The organism is Streptomyces sp. Z423-1, from assembly GCF_013009255.1.
GTDB classification, from domain to species: domain Bacteria; phylum Actinomycetota; class Actinomycetes; order Streptomycetales; family Streptomycetaceae; genus Streptomyces; species Streptomyces gossypiisoli.
Map to the genome: position 1 here is coordinate 8,513,076 of NZ_CP053109.1, position 17,422 is coordinate 8,530,497.

Sequence of the window (17,422 nt, forward strand, 5' to 3'; positions counted from 1 at the left end):
CATGGGGCTTTGGTTGCTGACGGGCTCATCGGCGGCCGTCTCCGACATCGTCATGGCCGGGCCGCGCCTGCTGGTGCGCGGCACCGCGCCCGCGGTGGGAGCGGCCGCCGGTGCTGTGGCCGGAACCGCGCGCGCCGGGGTGCGCGGCGCGGAGGCCATGGTGCGGGTGTCGCGGGTGGCGCGGGGGGCGCTGCCCGGAGGGAAACGCCACTGGCGGGCCGGCCGCCGGGTGCATCTCGCGCTGCGGTCCGCCCCCGAGCCGGAGCGGGCGGACCAGGCCGATCGGGCCGGCGCCACCGCGCGGGCGGCGCGACGGATGGCGAAAGCCCTCGCCGAGCACCCGGACGTGGCCTACGCCTACTGGGACGGCGGCCTGGCCCGCCTTGTGGTCGCCGCGACCGAGACGGCCCTGACCGACCGGGTGCTGGAGCGGGCGAACGAACTCGCCGACCGGCACGGACTGACGCCCGCCGACGACGCGATCGAGGAGTTCGCGCACCCCGGCGACCCGGCCGAGGTGCGGACCGTGTCCGCGGCGATGGTGGCCGACGCCGCGGGCATCGTCGCCGCGGTCACCGGATCCATGATGCGGCTGCCGCCCTCGCCCCGGTTCGTGACCGCGGGCGTGACCCTGCTGCGTGAGAACCCCCGTTTCCGAGGCTGGCTGCGCTCCCGCTTCGGCGCCTCCCGCACGGACCTGATCCTGGCGGTCGCCAACGCGGCCGCGCACGGCGCCGGGCAGACCCCGACGTCCCTGGTGCTCGACGGCGCCCTGCGGTCCCTCCAGCTCGCGGAGGCGGTGGCGCGCGCGGCCGCATTCGACTCGGTGCACGACCAGGTCTGCCGGCCCGGACGGGAGGACGTGGCGGCACACCGCTTCCCGCGCCCGCCCCTGCGCACCGCACCGGCCCAGGACTACGCCGTCCACGCCGAGACCGGCAGCGTGGTGGGCGCTGCCGTGACGCTGCTGGTCAAGCACAGCGGCACCGAGGCGGCCGAAGCGGTCCTCGCGGGCTCGCCGAAGGCCGCCCGCTACGGCCCCGCCGCCTTCCACGCGGTGCTCGGCTGCGCGCTGGCCCGCACCGGGGTGCTGGTGCGCAACATGGACCGGCTGCGCCAACTGGAGACGGCCCGCACGGTCTTCCTGCACCCGAGCGCCCTGCACAGCGCGGACGGCAGCGCCGACCCGTGGGCCGAGGCCGTCCTGGACGCGGCGCGGCGTGCCGGGCTGCGGGTCGTGGTGGTGGCCGATCCGGCGCTGGGCGAGTTCACCGCCCTCGCGGACCACATCGTGCCCGCCGACCGGGCGCCCGACGAGGTGGTGGACCGGCTGCGTGGCCGCGGCGGCGTCATCACGGTGGCCCGGCCGTCCTCCTCGGACGACACCGACCTGCTGTCCGGGCTGCTCGCCGGGGACGTGGCCGTCGCGCTCGCCGACGGGGACGCGGCCGTCGCGTGGGGCGCCGACCTGGTCGCGCCGGGCGGACTGGCCGACGTGTGGCGGCTGCTGAGGGCGGTGCCCGTGGCACGCAGGGTCGGCCGGCGCTCGCAGGTGCTGGCCCGGTCCGGTGCCGCGCTGTCCGGGCTGCTGGTCGCCGTCGGCGAGGCGAAGGGCGGCGCCCGGATGCCGCTGATAGGCCTGCGGCACGCGCCCGTCGACATCGGCGCCGCCCTCGCCCTGCTGGGCGGGGCGCGATCGGCGGTCGGCGTGGCGGTGGACCGTGCGCCGCACCCACGGCCGCGGGTGCCCTGGCACGCCCTGAAGGTGAGCGACGTACAAAAGAGGCTGGAACGCCGGGCGGAGGAACCGGCGACGGCCGTCGCCGCGGCCACCGGCCGGGTCCGCAAGGCGGCGGGCACCGTGGTACGCGCCCCGGGCATGGAACCGGTGCGCTGGACGCTCCAGCTCGGCCGGGCGGTGCGCGGCGAACTGGACGATCCGCTCACGCCCGTGCTGGCGGTCGGCTCGGCCGCGTCGGCGATCCTCGGCTCCGTGGTGGACGCCCTGCTGGTGGTCGGCGCCCTCGACCTGAACGCGCTGGTCGGTGGTGTGCAGCGGCTGCGCGCCGAACGGGCGTTGTCCGGGCTGGTCGCCGAGCAGAAACAGAAGGCCCGCGTCACCAACGGCGACGCGACGGGCGCGCGGACCGTGGACGCCACCCGGCTCCACCCAGGCGACGTGATCGAGCTGAAGGTCGACGACGTGGTACCGGCCGACGCGCGCCTGCTGTGGGAGGACGGCCTGGAGGTCGACGAGTCGGCGCTGACCGGAGAGTCCCTGCCCGTCGACAAGCAGACGGAGCCCACGCCGCAGGCGGCTGTCGCCGACCGCCGCTGCATGGTGTTCGAGGGCACGACGGTCGTCGCCGGACAGGCGCGGGCCGTGGTGGTGGAGACCGGCGAGCGCACCGAGGCGGCCCGGGCCGTGCACCTCGCCGCCCGCAAGCCCCCGGCCGCGGGCGTCCAGGCCCGGCTGCAGGAACTCACCGGCAAGGCACTGCCGTTGACCATGGCGGGCGGGGCCGCGGTGACCGGCCTGTCGCTGCTGCGCGGCGCGCCGATCCGGGAGGCCGTCAGCGGTGGCGTGGCGGTGGCGGTGGCCGCCGTTCCCGAGGGGCTGCCGCTGGTGGCCACGGTGGCGCAACTGGCGGCCGCCCGCCGGCTCAGCCACCGGGGCGTCCTGGTGCGGGCGCCGCGCACGCTGGAGGCGCTCGGCCGGATGGACACGGTCTGCTTCGACAAGACCGGCACCCTCACCGAGAACAAGCTGCGCCTGGTCCGCGTGACCGACGTCGACGGAACGGCCCGTACGCCGCAGGAGGCCGCGGACACCGAGACCATGCTGGTCGCGGTACGGGCCTGTCCGCAGCCGGAGGAGGGCCCCGACAAGCCGGTGCACGCCACCGACGAGGCCGTCCTGACCGCGGCCGGGCGGGACCCCGCGTGGGTGCAGACCGAGGGCCGGCCGTTCGAGGCGGGCCGCGGCTACGCCGGTGCCGTGGGCCACGCGGGCGACGGCAAGCGGGTGTTGGTGGTCAAGGGCGCGCCGGAGACCGTGCTGCCGGCCTGCCGTGACGTCCCCGACCACGCTTACGACCAGGCCCATGACCTGGCCAGGGACGGACTGCGCGTGCTCGCGGTGGCCCAACGGCCGCTGGCCGACGGGGAGAAGGACGCCGAGGTCTGCGAAGATCCGCCGAAGGGGCTGGAGTTCACCGGGCTGCTCGCGCTGGCCGACGTACCGCGCGAGTCGTCCACCGCGCTCGTGCACGGGTTGCGCGAGGCGGGCGTACGACCGGTCATGCTGACCGGCGACCACCCGCAGACCGCACGTGCGATCGCCGTCCAGCTGGGCTGGCCGGAGGACACCGACGTGGTCACCGGCGACGAACTGGCCGCCGCGGACCGCTCCGAGCGCGCGCGGATGCTGCACGACGTGGGTGTCGTCGCCCGGGTCGCGCCGGAGCAGAAGCTCCAGGTCATCGAGGCGCTGATGGACTCCGGCCGGGTGGTCGGCATGGTCGGTGACGGCGCCAACGACGCGGCCGCCATCCGCGCCGCCGACATCGGTGTGGGGATCAGCGCCCGCGGTTCGGCGGCCGCCCGCAACGCCGCCGACCTGGTGCTCACCAACGGCGACATGACAGTCCTCGTCGAGGCGGTCTCCGAGGGCCGCGCCCTGTGGCACAGCGTCGCCGACGCCGTCGCCATCCTGATCGGCGGCAACGCGGGCGAGGTCGGCTTCGGGATCGTCGGCAGCCTGCTCGGCGGGACCGCGCCGCTGTCGACCCGTCAGATGCTGCTGGTCAACCTGTTCACGGACCTGTTCCCGGCGATGGCGGTGGCGGTCACACCGCAGAAGGACGTGCGCGAGGAGGCGAGCGCGGGCAGTGGGCCGCTGGGTACGACGCTGCTCGGCACGCCGCTGATGCGGCAGATCCGGCACCGGGCGCTGACCACGTGTCTCGGTGCGGTCGCGGCCTGGCTGATCGGCCGCTTCACGCCCGGGTCGGCGCGCCGCACCACCACGATGGCCCTGTGCGCCGTGGTCGGCACGCAACTCGCCCAGACCCTCGCCGACCGCCGCGAAAGCCCCCTGGTCCGCGTCACGGTCCTCGGCTCCGCCGTGGCGCTGGTCGCCCTCGTCGAAATCCCGGGCGTCAGCCAGGCCCTCGGCTGCACCCCCCTCGGCCCGATCGCCTGGACCGGCGTCCTGGCAGCCGTCGCCCTGGCGGTGACGGGCCAGCGGGCGCTGCCCCATATTGAGCGGGCGGTGGTGCGGCTCGGGCAGTGAGGGGCGCGCTGCGAGCATCGGGGCGGCTTGTGGGCGCACTGGTAGGACGGGCGGCGCGGCTGAACGCGCCGGTCCTTCCCGCAGTCGGGGCGGCCCAGCTCCGGCCGCCCCGCTGCCTCACACCGACCGGTGATACTGGTCCGGTACCCGCACCTCGCCCCCCAGCTCCCGCGCCGCGTGCCGCGCCCACGACGGGTTGCGCAGGAGTTCCCGGCCCAGCAGGACCGCGTCCGCCTCGCCGTTGGTGATGATCTTCTCCGCCTGCTCGGCCTCGGTGATCATGCCGACCGCGGCGACCGGGAGCGAGGTCTCGGCCTTCACACAGGCCGCGAACGGGACCTGGTAGCCGGGGCCCGTCGGGATGCGGACGCCGGAGGCGTTGCCGCCGGTGGAGACGTCCAGGAGATCCACGCCGTGGGCCTGGAGTTCACGGGCGAAGCGGACGGTGTCGTCCGCGGTCCAGCCGCCCTCCTCCAGCCACTCCGTCGCCGAGATGCGGAAGAACAGCGGCTTGTCGTCCGGCCACACCTCCCGTACGGCGTCGACGACTTCGAGGGCGAACCGGGTGCGGTTCTCGTACGAGCCGCCGTACGCGTCGGTGCGGTGGTTGGAGTGCGGCGAGAGGAACTCGTTGATCAGGTAGCCGTGCGCGCCATGGATCTCCACGATCTCGAAACCGGCCGCCAGCGCCCGCCGCGCCGCGTCCGCGAACCGACCGACGACCTCCTGGATCTGCGCGACCGTCAGCTCACTCGGCACGGGATGCCGCTCGTCGAACGCCACCGCGCTCGGCGCCACCGGCTGCCATCCGTACGCCTCCGGTCCGACCGGCGCCCCGCCCTTCCACGTCTGGCCGGTCGACGCCTTGCGCCCGGCATGGGCGAGCTGGATCGCCGGCACCGTCCCCTGCGAGACGAGGAACCGCGTGATCCGGCGGAACGCCTCGACCTGCGTGTCGTTCCAGATGCCGAGGTCCTGCGGCGAGATCCGCCCCTCCGGGCTCACCCCCGTCGCCTCCACGATGATCAGCCCCGTGCCGCCGGCCGCGCGGGCGGCGTAGTGCGCGAAGTGCCAGTCGCCCGGCACACCGGTCTCGGGCCCCTCCGGCGCGGCCGAATACTGGCACATGGGCGGCATCCACACCCGGTTGGGGATCGTCACATCGCGCAGGGTGTAGGGCTCGAAGAGCGCACTCACGGCGGACTCCATTCGTCACGGGACCGGTGGTCGAGTCGTACGATAGTCATCGTAGTACGGTGGATGTCAAACTACGAGGGTCCTCGTACAATGGAGCTTCCCGGACGAAGTGGAGCACGTCGTGACCCCCGCCGCCCCCACCACCAGCAGCCGAGCCCTGCCGCACCCGGCGCGCGAGGACATCCGGCTGGAAGGCGTGCTGCACGCGCTGTCCGACCCGATGCGGCTGCGTATCGTGCGCGAGCTCGCCGCCGACACCGTCGACGAGCTCTCCTGTTCGCACTTCGACCTGCCGGTCACCAAGTCCACGACCACGCACCACTTCCGGGTGCTGCGGGAGAGCGGTGTGATCCGGCAGGTCTACCGTGGCACGGCCAAGATGAACGGCCTGCGCCGCGACGACCTAGACGCTCTCTTCCCGGGGCTTCTCGACAGCCTGCTCGCCGCCGCCGACCGGCAGGCCGCCCGACTCGGCGTCGCCGGCTGAACCGCCCTTCGCGGGAAGGTGGTTGAAGAGCAGGTTGAGTACGATCGCGGTCAGGCAGCCCGCGCTGATCCCACTGTGCATGACGGTCTGGAACCAGTCCGGGAACCGGTCGTAGATCGTCGGCACCCCGACCGGCAGCACGCCCACCGCCACCGACACCGCCACCACGGTGAGGTTGTGGTTGCCCTTGAAGTCGACCTCGGCCAGCGTCCTCAGACCGCTCGCCGCGACCGTCCCGAACATCACCAGCCCCGCGCCGCCGAGCACCGGTGCCGGAATCGCCGCCACCACCGCACCCAGCTTGGGCAGCAGCCCGAGCAGCACCAGCATGCCGCCCGCCGCCGCGACGACCCAGCGACTGCGCACCCGGGTCATGCCGACCAGGCCCACATTCTGCGCGTACGCCGTGTACGGGAAGGTGTTGAAGACCCCGCCCAGCACGGTCGACAGCCCGTCGGCCCGCAGTCCGTCCGCCAGTGAGCGCGGCTCGACCTTGCGCCCGGTCATCTCGCCGACCGCGATGAAGTCACCGGTCGTCTCGGTCATGCACACCAAGGCCACCACCAGCATCGACACGATCGCCGACACCTCGAACACCGGCGCACCGAAATGGAACGGCGTGCTGATCCCCACCCAGTCGGCATCCTTGACGCCACCGAAGTCCGTGAAGCCGAACGGCACCGCCACCGCCAGCCCCACCGCGATCCCGATCAGCACCGCGATCCGGCTCAGGAACACCGGCGCGAACCGCTGCACACCCAGCACCACCGCCAGCACGAAGGCGGCCAGCGCCAGGTTCTTCGGCGCCCCGAAGTCCGCGGAACCCGCGCCACCGGCCGCCCAGTTGCCCGCGACCGGCAGCAGTGAGACACCGATGATCAGGATCACCGTGCCGGTGACCAGGGGCGGAAAGAAGCGCAGCAGTTTCCCGAACACGGGCGCCAGCAGCACGATCGCCAGGCCCGCGACGATCACCGAGCCGTAGATCGCGGGCAGTCCGCCGCCCGTCGTCCCGATCAGCACCATCGGCGACACCGCCGCGAACGTACAGCCCTGCATGATCGGCAACCGCACGCCGAACCGCCAGAAACCGACGCACTGGATGAGCGTCGCTATGCCGCACACCAGCAGATCCGCGGTGATCAGATACGCCAGGTCCGCGGGCGGCAGCTGCATCGCACCGCCCACGATCAGCGGCACGGCCACCGCGCCCGCGTACATCGCGAGCACATGCTGCAACCCGAAAGCGGCCAACTGCCGTACGGGCGGGACCTCGTCGACGGGATGGACGGGCGCGGTCGATGCCATGGGCACTCCAGAGCGGCGGGTGAGCGGGAACATCCGAACAGCCCAGACCGTATGCGCCTTGAACAGTTTGTTGATTTCCGGTGGGTTGCCGCCGTGTGTCACGGCCATCTGCCGGGCACGGCTCTGCTACGACACCGTGCCGCGCGCCGCCGCCAGCAGCGACTCCCAGTCCGGCAACTTGACCACACCGCGCCCGAGCGAGGCCCCGAGTTCCGCCTCCGCCCGCTCGATGGCCCGCCACCCCGACCACTCGACCGGCTCGATCCCCTCGGCCCGCAGTGCGACGAGCGGGTCGTCCGGGATGTCCTTTTCTACGAGGATGGCGGCGTCCTCCAGCAGCGACAGCACCGTCTCCTTGGCGCACGGGCGGTTGGTGCCGATGACGCCGGTCGGGCCGCGCTTGATCCAGCCCGCCACGTACTCGCCCGGCGCGACGACACCACCGCGCACCACGCGCCCGGCCAGATGCGGCACCGTGCCGGTCGCCGGGTCGAAGGGCAGTCCCTCCAGCGGCACTCCGCGATAGCCCACCGACCGCAGCACGAGCTGGGCCTCGATGTCCTCGTACCGGCCCGTCCCCGTCACCCCGCCCCGTCCGTCCGGCAGCGTCCGCTCGAACCGCACCGCGCCGACGCGCCCGCCCTCGGCCAGCACCTCCACCGGACGCAGGAAGAACCGCAGCCGGATCCGGCGCGGCAGCCCCTTCGGCGGCTCCGCGGCCCAGCCGCGCAGCACCTCCACGTTGCGGCGCTGCACGGCCGGCAGCGCGGACGGATCGACGTACGCCGGATCCAGCGCCAACTCGTCCGGATCCACGCCCACTTCGGCGTCCGGCAGGGCGCCCAGCTCACGCAGCTCCTTGGTGGTGAACCGGGCCTGCGAGGGGCCACGCCGCCCCACCATGTGGATGGCGTTCACCCGGCTCGACGTCAGTGCGGTCAGCGCCGCCTGCGGCATGTCGGTGGGGCTCAGTTCCGCGGCGCCCCGCGCCAGGATCCGGGTGACGTCCACGGCGACGTTCCCCACGCCGATGACCACGGCCGACCGCGCGCCGAGCACGAAACCGTCCGCCACGGCGTCCGGGTGGGCGCTGTACCAGGACACGAACTCGGTCGCCGAGAAACTGCCCGGCAGGTCCTCGCCGGGGATCCCCAGATGCCGGTCGGTGGCGGCGCCCACGCAGTACACGACCGCGTGGTACAGCTCCCGCAGCCGGGCGGCCGCTACCCCGCCGGGGCCGACCTGCACGCCGCCGAGGAACCGCACCCGCTCGTGCTCCAGCACCGTCCGCAGGTTGTTCTGCAGCGACTTGATCTTCTCGTGGTCGGGCGCCACGCCGTAGCGCACCAGCCCGTAGGGGCAGGGCAGCCGGTCCAGGACGTCGACCAGCACGGCGGGGTCCTGCTGGACGAGGGTCTGGGCGGAGTAGACCCCGCTCGGTCCGGAGCCGACGACGGCGACACGCAGCACGGCGGAACTCCTTCGTCCGGTGGTCACCGGGGATCGTCCGGTGCATCACAGGAGGTCGCTGATGGCTCCAGCATTGCACCGCCGTGGCTCCGCTGACAGGGTGCCGGGCGCAGAACGGGACGCGTGTCCCACCGAATGGAGTGTGATCATGCGGTTACGTTCCGTGTGTGCTCGAAGCATCCTTTCTTAATCTTTCTGATCGCCGTCCCGAGGACGGTGCGGTGTCCGTGTGGCCCGCGTGGAAGGTGCGGGACGGCGACGGGGTGACGGCGTGGTTCCAGGCGCGGCTGGCCTTCGCCGACGGGGCCACGGTCGACGCGCTCGCCGTCGTGGCGGCCGGATGCGTGCGCATCGAGGACGTTCAGGCGCGGCCTGCGTTGTCGCTGACCGATCTGACGGTGCTGGCGGAGTGGTTCCAGGGGCCGCTGTTCGAGGCGTGCGGGGTGGCGGGGGAGTCCTGCGGGGAGGAGGGGTCGAACGGGACTTGTGAACCGCATGAACCATATGAGCCGTATGTCAGGACCTGTGAACGGAACGACGAACCGGCCGGCGGCCCCCGTCGTGCCCGGCCCGCCTGGCCCCGGGGCGTCGAGGGGCGGCGGCTGGTCGCGCAGGCGTACCGCGCCGCCCAGGCGGAGGGCGCCGACCCGGTCCTCGCGGTGATGTGCGCGACGGGGCACAGCCGCCGCCGCGCGCTACGGCTGATCGCACAGGCCCGCGACGCGGGCTTCCTGACCCCACGTCACGCACGCCGCTGACGGCCCCTCCTCGCCGCGCACGGGCACGCCGGCCTTGGCCGTGCGTCAAGCGCGCCGCTGATGGGCTGCCTTACCCCGCCCTGGGGTGCTGGTCGTGACTACGCGTCGTGCGCGCCATGGACGGGTCGCCTTGTCGGGCCCTGGCGTGCCGATCGTGACCACGCGTCACACCCGCGACGGACGGGTGCCTTACCCCGCCCTGGCGTGCCGGTCGTGCCACGCGTCGTGTGAGCTGCGGGGCAGGGCCGCCTCGCCGCGCACGGGCATGCCGGTCCTGACCGCGTGTCACGCGCGCCGCCGGCCGGGTCGCCTCGTCGCTCACAGCATCGCGCGCATCCGCGTGATCTCGCTGGTCTGCTGGGCGATCACGTCGTCGGCCATTTCCTCGATCCGCACGTTGTTGCCCTGCGCCTTCACCTCGGCGGCCATGGTGATCGCCCCCTCGTGATGAGTGATCATCAGCGTGAGGAAGAGCTGGTCGAACGCCTCTCCCTGTGCCGACCGCAGCTCGCCCAACTGCGCCTCGGTCGCCATGCCCGGCATCCCGGCATGGTCGTGACCGCCGCTCTCCTCGGCCTTCCCGTGCTCCTTCAGCCAGCTGCGCATCACCTCGATCTCCGGCTGCTGCGCGGCCTCGATCCGCTCGGCCACCTTCTTCACCTGCGACGACTCGGCGCGCTCCGGGACGAGTTCGGTCATCTCCAGCGCCTGCGCGTGATGCTCGATCATCATCCGGGCGTAGTCGACGTCGGCGGAGTTGGGGGAGTCGTCGTCGGAGCGCTGCTTGGCGGCGTCCTCGGCGGACAGGGTCCGGTTCGGCTCGCCGGGCCCGCCGGGCACGATCACCGATGGGCCGCTGGTCCCGTCCGGCTCGGGGGCCGAGCCGGAGTCGCAGGCCGCCAGCCCGAGGACGGCCAACACGGTCAGCGACACCGTGATGCGGGCCCCCCGGGCGAAAAACTGCGTGACATACCGGTTTCCCTCTGTTGATCTGTGCATGGCGAAGACGATACTGCGGGGGTCCGTGAACCGTTCCAGGCGAACGGAAGAAGGGAAGACGCAGTGATCCTGTCGAACGATCCCCGAACGCGGCTCAGACGTCTCGGCGTTGCCACCGCCGCAGCCGGACTGCTGGCCGCGCTCCTGACGGCCCACCCGGCGACCGCGGTCCCCGATCCGGGGGACGGCCCGCCGGCCGAGAAGGAGGTCTCCCGCAGCACCCAGGCCGAGGTGCGCAAGGCGCTGGAATCCGGCGAGATACCCGGCCAGGACGAGATCGTCCACTCCGCCAACGTCGAGCACCTGACCAACATCCCCAAGGACGTACTGCCCGGCACCAACTCGGACCTGGCGTTCCAGGGCCGATACGCCTTCGCCGGCAACTACGACGGCTTCCGCATCTTCGACATCAGCAACCCGAGGGCACCCAGGACGGTCGCCCAAGTGCTGTGCCCCGGCTCGCAGAACGACATCTCCGTCTCCGGCGACCTGCTGTTCCTGTCCACCGACTCCTCGCGCAGCGACAGCAGTTGCAGCAGCACCTCGCAGCCGGTGACCGAGAAGTCCTCCTGGGAGGGCATGAAGGTCTTCGACATCAGCGACAAGCGGAACCCGAGGTACGTCGCCGCCGTCGAGACCGCCTGCGGCTCGCACACCCACACGCTGGTGCCCGAGCGCCGAAACATCTACATCTACGTCTCCTCGTACTCGCCCAACGCCGCCTACCCCGACTGCCAACCGCCGCACGACGGCATCTCGGTCATCAAGGTGCCGCGCCGCGCCCCCGAGAAGGCGGCGGTCGTCGGCTTCCCGGTGCTCTTCCCGGGCGAGGGCCCCGACGGCGGCGGCAACCCGGGCGGACCCACCAACCCGGGTGTCTCCAAGACCACCGGCTGCCACGACATCACCGTGCTGCCCTCGAAGGACCTCGCGGCGGGCGCCTGCATGGGTGACGGCATCCTGCTCTCCATCAAGGACCCGGAGCGCCCGAAGGTCATCGACCGGGTGCAGGACAACGTCAACTTCGCGTTCTGGCACTCGGCGACCTTCAACCAGAAGGCCAACAAGGTCGTCTTCACCGACGAGTTGGGTGGCGGTGGCGCGGCCACCTGCAACGCGGAGATCGGCCCGAACCGCGGCGCCGACGGCATCTACGACATCGTCGGCAAGGGAGACAAGCGCAAGCTCGTCTTCCGCAGCTACTACAAGATCCCCCGGCACCAGGCGGACACCGAGAACTGCGTCGCCCACAACGGCTCGCTGATCCCGGTCAGGGGCAGGGACATCATGGTCCAGGCCTGGTACCAGGGAGGTGTCTCGGTCTGGGACTTCACCGACTCCTCGCGCCCGAAGGAGATCGCCTACTTCGAGCGCGGTCCGATCAGCACCGAGCGCCTCACGAGCGGCGGCTCGTGGTCCGCGTACTACTACAACGGCTACATCTACTCGAACGACATGGCGAAGGGCTTCGACGTCCTGAAGCTCAGCGACCGGCGCACGGATCCCGCACGCTGGGTCAAGCTGAGTGAGCTGAATGTGCAGACGCAGCCGGACTACGTCGGCTTCGACGACGACTGATCCTCGGCGGGCGGCAGGGGCGCACCCGGCGTTCCGGTCGCTCCGCCCACCCCCGTCGCGAAGAAGCGGGACACATCCGCGTCGCACGTCCCGCCGGGCGCCTCGGCGTCCGGCGGGACCCCCAGCTCCCAGTCGAGCTGGTAGCGCCGGAACAGCTCGGCGCGCAGGGGAGTGATCGGCATCCCCACGTTCGGCAGCACCATCGCGTAGACGGCGCCCATGAGCAGCGCGCGCAGCATCGGATAGTCGGTCGCGATGTCGCACGAGCCGTGCCGGGCGACGGTGTCCCGCAGCAGTTCCGCCAGCCGCTGCTGCTCCGGGCACTGCACGAAACCCTCGGTGTCCAGCAGACCCGCCATGTGCTGGCGCATCAGCACGGTCCGGTCCCGGGCCAGCCCCAGGATCGCGTCGATGGCCCGCGCCATCCGCTCCCGGCCGTCCTCGGTGCGCGGCTCCCGCTCCAGCGCCTCCTCCAGGGTGCGGTGCATCAGCCGGTGCACGGCTGACTGCACCAGCTGGCGCTTGCCCGGGAAGTAGTACGACACCAGACCCCGCGCCGATCCGGCCCGGTCCGCGATGTCCCCGAGCGTCGTCGCCTCGTACCCCCGCTCGCTCACCAGCTCGACCGCCGCCTGCAGAAGCCGTTCCCGGGAACGCCGCCGCAACTCTTCATTGACCGAGGCGCTACGGGGGGTCATGCTGTAACTCCTGCGTTGACTGGCTGCCAGCCAACTATAATCAGCACGTCCGGACCGGCCCACGAACGGCCGGTGCCGGCAGTGCCGTCCTGCCCCGGGCGACGCGGGGGATCGTCCGGGGTGGGCGGTGGTCTTGCGGGATCAGCACACGACCGGGCCGGGATCAGCGACCCCGGCCGAGCCGGGATCAGCGGACCAGGCCCAGGACCGGGCGCAGTCCGTCCGGCCGTCGGTCGGCCGGCAGATGGTCCACGAAGTGCACCGCGCAGCCCAGCGCCGTCGCGCCGCCGTCCGCCCGCCGGTCGTCACCCACCATCAGCACCTCGCGCGGGTCGGCGCCGAGATCGGCGCAGGCGGCCGCGAACAGCCGTGGGTCCGGCTTGCGGATGCCGTGCTCGTAGGACAGGGCGTACGTGTGCACGTACTGGTCGAGCCCGTGCGCGCGGAATACCGGGCGCAGGTCCCAGCCGATGTTGCTGACCACGCCGACGCCGACCCCGCGCTCGCGCAGCGTGCCCAGCACCTCGGCGGCGTCCGGGTACGGCGCCCACGCGTCCGGCGACATGTGGCGCTCGTAGAGCGCGTCGTGCAACCGGGGGTCGGGCAGCGGAACCTGACGGGAAAGGCCGGTGTAGGCGGCCCGGTGCTCCTCGGGGGTCTGGTCGCGGACCTCCCACACGTCGGCGAGTTCGGCGGGGATGTGCTGCGGGAACGCCCCGCCGGGCAGCGCGCCCGCGGCCTCCAGTGCCTGCGCCGTCTTGGTGAACTCGGGTTCGGTCAGCGCGACTTCGGCCTCGGCGAGTACGGCACGCAGCCAGGCCTCGGTGGACTCGACACGGAAGAGGGTTCCGGAGAAGTCGAACAGCACGGCGGTCATGCGGTGATCCTATGGGCCGACGCGCGACGCCGTGCGGGCAACGGCGCCGCACGCGAAGCTGCCGTGGCGCATGGCCCTCCGGTCAGGGATGCCAGCGCTTGTGGACCGCCACGGCCAGGGCCACCACCATCGCCCCGAGCAGCCACCCGGCGACCACGTCCGTCGGCCAGTGCACGCCGAGCCACACACGGGTCAGGCCGACGCCGACCACCGACACCACGGCCACGGCGAGGGCCGTACGGAACAGGGCGCGGCCGGCGCCGTAGTGGTGCAGGAGCCACAGCAGCAGGCCCGGGACCACCACGGCGGTCATGGCGTGGCCGGACGGGAACGCCGCGTAGTTGGCCGAGTCGACAGGGTCGGGCCAGACGGGCCGTGCGCGGCCGACCGCGGCCTTCGTGGTCTGCTGTACGCCGGTGCCCACCGCCACGGTGACCACCAGCCACACCGCCGTCCACCGCGCCGCGCGCCGCCACACCAGCCACAGCACGGCACCCGCGCACAGGATGCGCATCGTCTGCGGGTCCCAGACCCAGTCCGTGAGGATCCGGCACGTCTGCGTGAGCCCGGACTCCTTGACTGCCCAGCGGTGTGTGGTCCGGGAGACCTCGCGGTCGAGGACGAGCACCGGCCCCCATTCGGCGGCGACCAGGACGAGGAGCAGCAGCGAGATCGACGCCAGCGCGAGCCCGGCACGAAGGGCCGTGTGATGGTCGGAGGGACGGGGCGGGGACTCGACGGCTGGGGTGTGCATGGTGAGATCTTTGCTGATTCTTGGGGCAGCATGCCAATGACCGAGGGTGCTGGGGCGCAGGAAGGCTTGATGTGAGCGCCGTCAGAGCGTGATGAGCATCGCGACCATGGCGATGCCCATCGACAGGCGGCAGGCCCGCGCCAGTTCGGGCCGGTCGCCCCACCCGGTGGGACGCGGGCCGCCCGCCCCGGCGGGTACCGGGATCAGCCTGGCTCCGCTCAGCAGGACGTATCCGGTGAAGTAGAGCAGCAGCGCGCCGGTGACCAGCGGGAGTCCGGAGCCGCCGTGTCCGTGTCCCTGTGCGGCGGCGGGGGAGTCGGCCATCGCCAACGCCATGTACACCATGGCCGAGGCGCCCACCAGGTGGTGCAGGTGGTGCCTGCCGGTGCGTGCCGCCCACAGGGCGCGCAGGGCCGCCGCGCCGAAGACGACGGCGTAGCCGGGCCAGGCCCACTGTGGTGGGGTGAACACCGCGGCCGGTACGGCCATCGCGGCCATGCCGAAGCCCATCAGCGCCTCGTCGCCCGCGCTACGGCGCTGCTCCTCGACACCGCTGCGCAGGCGTAGCAGGCAGTAGGCGCCGGTCGCCGCGCACAGCGCGACCAGCAGCCAGCCCGGCGCGGCAGGTCCGTGCACCCGCACCTCCCCGCTCGACGGTCGGTCAAGGGATGCCGATGGAGAGAGATGCCCGATTCATGCGGCGCTCACGCGAGCGCAAGGGTGTACGCGGGGAGCGCTCGGGGAGCGAATGCCGATTTCGTTTACGAATAAAACACAAGCTGATCTGTTTCCATGAGCAGCGCGACCCCACGGCTGCGCGCCTGGGCACGCGAGCTGCGCGGCACCCGGCCCGTGCCGTACGCGGGGGACCCGGACGCCGCCGAACTGCTCGGCGTGGACGTCGAACCGGCCGCACCGCACCGGCCGTTGCGGCGCGCCCTCGCGTCGCTCGGCCCGATCGCCGCCCGCACCGCCCCCGGCTGCGCTCTGGCCCAGGAGCGGGTCGTCCACGCCGAACAGGCAGGACACCGTACGCTCGCGGCGACGGTACGACGCCAGGGGCTGCCCCTGGACCGGGACGCGGACAGGACGACGGAGGACGCACGGCCATGACGGGGACGAACGGGCGGGAGGCCGACGGGGGAGACGCGGCGGGCGCGGCGGAGCCGCGCGGCGCGGGTGACGCGGGCCGACGTGGCATCACCGGCGGCACAGATCGCACCGGCGGCACCGCGTCGACCGGCGGCACGGTCGGCCCGGCCGGTGCGGCTGGCCCCGGCGGCACAGATCGCACCGGCGGCGCCGCGCCCACCGGCGGCACCGCGCCCACCGGCGGCGCCGCGTCGGCCGACGGCACGGACCGCGCCGCTGGCACGGCAGGCCCCGCCGTCCCCGCCCGGCGTGACACCGTCGCCGCCGTCGTTCGTCAGTGGCACGCCGTGCACCCCGAGCTCGACACCGGCCCCATGGAGATCATCGGCCGGGTCAACCGCTGTGCCGCCCTCCTCCAGCAGGCCGAGGACGCCCCGCTGCGCCGGGCCGGGCTCAGTCGGCCGGAGTTCGACCTGCTCGCCGCGCTGCGCCGCACGGGACATGAGCTGACCCCCGGCGAACTGGCCCGCGAGACCTTCTCCTCCGGTGCCGCCGTCACCAAACGCCTCAAGCAGCTCACCGTACGCGCCCTGGTCGAGCGGCGCGGCGACCACCGTGACCGCCGCGTCGCCCACGTCCGGCTCACGGACGCCGGACGGGACCTCGTCGACGCCATCCTCCCCGAGCAGCTCGCCTACGAGAGCGCCGTACTGTCCGGTCTCGACGCGCCGCAGCAGGGCGAACTAGCCGCCCTGCTGGGGGATTTGCTCGGCCAGCTGGAGGGGCGCCTGGGCGCGCTGCGGGGGTGAGCATCCTCAACGCCTCGGGACGTCACAGCACGTCGTGCACCGTCCGCCGGTGCGTGGAGCGCCGGTCGTCGATCTCGGTCCAGCGGTCGCCGTAGATGTTCCGCGTGATGCCCGGCTCCCGGACGAAGTCGTGCGGGAAGCCCAGCGGCAGCGCGCTCACCTCGTCGAGGCGGGCGACGGCGTCCGCGTCCAGCCGGACGTCGACCGCCCCGAGATTGTCGGCGAGCTGGCCCTCCTTGGTGGCGGCGATGATGGGGACGATGTTGCCGGGCCGCCCCAGCAGCCAGGCCAGCGCCACCTGTGCCGGGCTCCAGCCGCCCTGCTCGGCGATCTGAAGGACCGCCGTCACGATGGCCTCCTCGCGTGCGTCGACCGTGCCGCCGGTGACGTCCAGCCGCCCCGCCTCGCCGCGCCGGTACTTCCCGGTGAGCTTCCCGGACCCGAGCGGCCCCCACGCCAGCACGGCGAGGTCGAATGCCCGCGCCTGCGGCAGCAGTTCACGCTCGGGCGTGCGCTCCAGCAGGTTGTACAACAGCTGCGACCCCGCGAACGCCGTCCAGCCCCGCAGCTCGGCCAGCGTGTTGGCCTGCGCGATCTCCCAGGCCGGCCAGTCCGAGACGCCGACGTACAGCACCTTCCCGGTCCGTACGAGGTCGTCCAGCGCCCGCATCACCTCGTCGACCGGGGTGAAGTTGTCCCGCGCGTGCACCCACAGCACGTCGAGCCGGTCGGTGCGCAGCCGCTCCAGGCTGGCCTCCACCGACTGCACCAGGTTCTTGCGGTGGTTGCCCGCGGCGTTGACGTCACCGTCGCGGATGCCGCACGTGTACTTGCTGGCCAGCACGAACTCGTCGCGCCGCCCCTCCAGCAGGCCACCGAGAATGCGCTCCGAACTGCCGTCCGTGTAGATGTTGGCGGTGTCGATGAAGTTCCCGCCCGCGTCCGCGTAGGTGTTGAGGATCCGTTTGCTGGTGTCCTGGTCGGCGCCCCAGCCCCAGTCCTCGCCGATGGTCATGGCGCCGAGGCTAAGCTCGCTCACGCGCAGACCGGTCTTGCCGAACAGTGTGTAACGCACGATGCGCTCCCCTCCGGGGACGTCAG

General features: G+C 72.8%; 15 protein-coding genes. 6 read left to right on the forward strand and 9 right to left on the reverse strand.

Translation table 11 applies throughout. The features are described 5' to 3' along the window. The first annotated feature begins 1 nt into the window (after position 1). On the forward strand, positions 2–4,294 hold the full coding sequence (locus tag HJD23_RS38825) for a cation-translocating P-type ATPase (RefSeq protein ID WP_171107713.1): 4,293 nt from the start codon (positions 2–4) through the stop codon (positions 4,292–4,294). A gap of 117 nt (positions 4,295–4,411) precedes the next feature. Here HJD23_RS38825 and HJD23_RS38830 read toward each other — a convergent pair whose 3' ends face one another. Next, positions 4,412–5,491, reverse strand: a complete 1,080-nt coding sequence (locus tag HJD23_RS38830; protein WP_171107715.1) for an NADH:flavin oxidoreductase/NADH oxidase — start codon at positions 5,489–5,491, stop codon at positions 4,412–4,414. Positions 5,492–5,612: 121 nt separating this feature from the next. On the opposite strand from HJD23_RS38830, the gene HJD23_RS38835 reads away from it, so the two are divergent. Beyond that, the gene (locus HJD23_RS38835) at positions 5,613–5,978 is read left to right on the forward strand and encodes a helix-turn-helix domain-containing protein (protein ID WP_171107717.1); all 366 of its coding nucleotides are present in this window, start codon (positions 5,613–5,615) and stop codon (positions 5,976–5,978) included. Here the strand turns inward: HJD23_RS38835 and HJD23_RS38840 are convergent. Together HJD23_RS38840 and HJD23_RS38845 are read right to left on the reverse strand one after the other, a co-directional pair. Then, complete coding sequence (locus HJD23_RS38840; protein WP_171107718.1) at positions 5,895–7,286, reverse strand: nucleobase:cation symporter-2 family protein; 1,392 nt, start codon at positions 7,284–7,286, stop codon at positions 5,895–5,897. The genes HJD23_RS38835 and HJD23_RS38840 overlap by 84 nt on opposite strands. 126 nt (positions 7,287–7,412) lie before the next feature. Continuing rightward, positions 7,413–8,756 (reverse strand): FAD-dependent oxidoreductase, encoded by a 1,344-nt coding sequence (locus HJD23_RS38845; RefSeq protein WP_171107720.1) that lies wholly within the window; start codon positions 8,754–8,756, stop codon positions 7,413–7,415. A 221-nt stretch (positions 8,757–8,977) separates the two neighbouring features. Here HJD23_RS38845 and HJD23_RS38850 point away from each other — a divergent pair, with 221 nt between their 5' ends. After that, on the forward strand, positions 8,978–9,514 hold the full coding sequence (locus tag HJD23_RS38850) for a DUF6214 family protein (protein ID WP_171107722.1): 537 nt from the start codon (positions 8,978–8,980) through the stop codon (positions 9,512–9,514). 318 nt (positions 9,515–9,832) lie between these two features. Here the strand turns inward: HJD23_RS38850 and HJD23_RS38855 are convergent, their stop codons facing one another. Continuing rightward, a complete protein-coding gene (locus HJD23_RS38855; protein WP_171107724.1) occupies positions 9,833–10,513 on the reverse strand; it encodes a DUF305 domain-containing protein in 681 nt (226 codons plus the stop codon). 63 nt (positions 10,514–10,576) lie between these two features. Between HJD23_RS38855 and HJD23_RS38860 the strand changes: the two genes are divergently transcribed. Next, entirely contained in the window at positions 10,577–12,091 is a 1,515-nt protein-coding gene (locus HJD23_RS38860) for a hypothetical protein (RefSeq protein WP_171107725.1), read from the forward strand. Here the strand turns inward: HJD23_RS38860 and HJD23_RS38865 are convergent. The 4 genes from HJD23_RS38865 to HJD23_RS38880 form a co-directional block, all read right to left on the reverse strand. Then, complete coding sequence (locus HJD23_RS38865) at positions 12,067–12,789, reverse strand: TetR/AcrR family transcriptional regulator (RefSeq protein WP_171107727.1); 723 nt, start codon at positions 12,787–12,789, stop codon at positions 12,067–12,069. The genes HJD23_RS38860 and HJD23_RS38865 overlap by 25 nt on opposite strands. Before the next feature lie 187 nt (positions 12,790–12,976). Then, positions 12,977–13,666: an HAD-IA family hydrolase gene (locus HJD23_RS38870; RefSeq protein WP_171107729.1), complete on the reverse strand. Its 690-nt coding sequence runs from the start codon at positions 13,664–13,666 to the stop codon at positions 12,977–12,979. An 82-nt stretch (positions 13,667–13,748) separates the two neighbouring features. Continuing rightward, positions 13,749–14,420, reverse strand: a complete 672-nt coding sequence (locus HJD23_RS38875; protein ID WP_171107731.1) for a phosphatase PAP2 family protein — start codon at positions 14,418–14,420, stop codon at positions 13,749–13,751. An 81-nt stretch (positions 14,421–14,501) separates the two neighbouring features. Continuing rightward, positions 14,502–15,056: a DUF5134 domain-containing protein gene (locus tag HJD23_RS38880; protein ID WP_171107733.1), complete on the reverse strand. Its 555-nt coding sequence runs from the start codon at positions 15,054–15,056 to the stop codon at positions 14,502–14,504. A gap of 156 nt (positions 15,057–15,212) precedes the next feature. On the opposite strand from HJD23_RS38880, the gene HJD23_RS43165 reads away from it, so the two are divergent. Together HJD23_RS43165 and HJD23_RS44440 are read left to right on the forward strand one after the other, a co-directional pair. Continuing rightward, complete coding sequence (locus HJD23_RS43165) at positions 15,213–15,533, forward strand: hypothetical protein (protein WP_180687623.1); 321 nt, start codon at positions 15,213–15,215, stop codon at positions 15,531–15,533. Further along, on the forward strand, positions 15,530–16,321 hold the full coding sequence (locus HJD23_RS44440) for a MarR family transcriptional regulator (RefSeq protein ID WP_240980916.1): 792 nt from the start codon (positions 15,530–15,532) through the stop codon (positions 16,319–16,321). Before HJD23_RS43165 ends, HJD23_RS44440 begins: the two co-directional genes overlap by 4 nt. Positions 16,322–16,343: 22 nt before the next feature. Here HJD23_RS44440 and HJD23_RS38895 read toward each other — a convergent pair whose 3' ends face one another. Beyond that, the gene (locus tag HJD23_RS38895) at positions 16,344–17,396 is read right to left on the reverse strand and encodes an aldo/keto reductase (protein ID WP_171107735.1); all 1,053 of its coding nucleotides are present in this window, start codon (positions 17,394–17,396) and stop codon (positions 16,344–16,346) included. Positions 17,397–17,422: the final 26 nt, after the last annotated feature.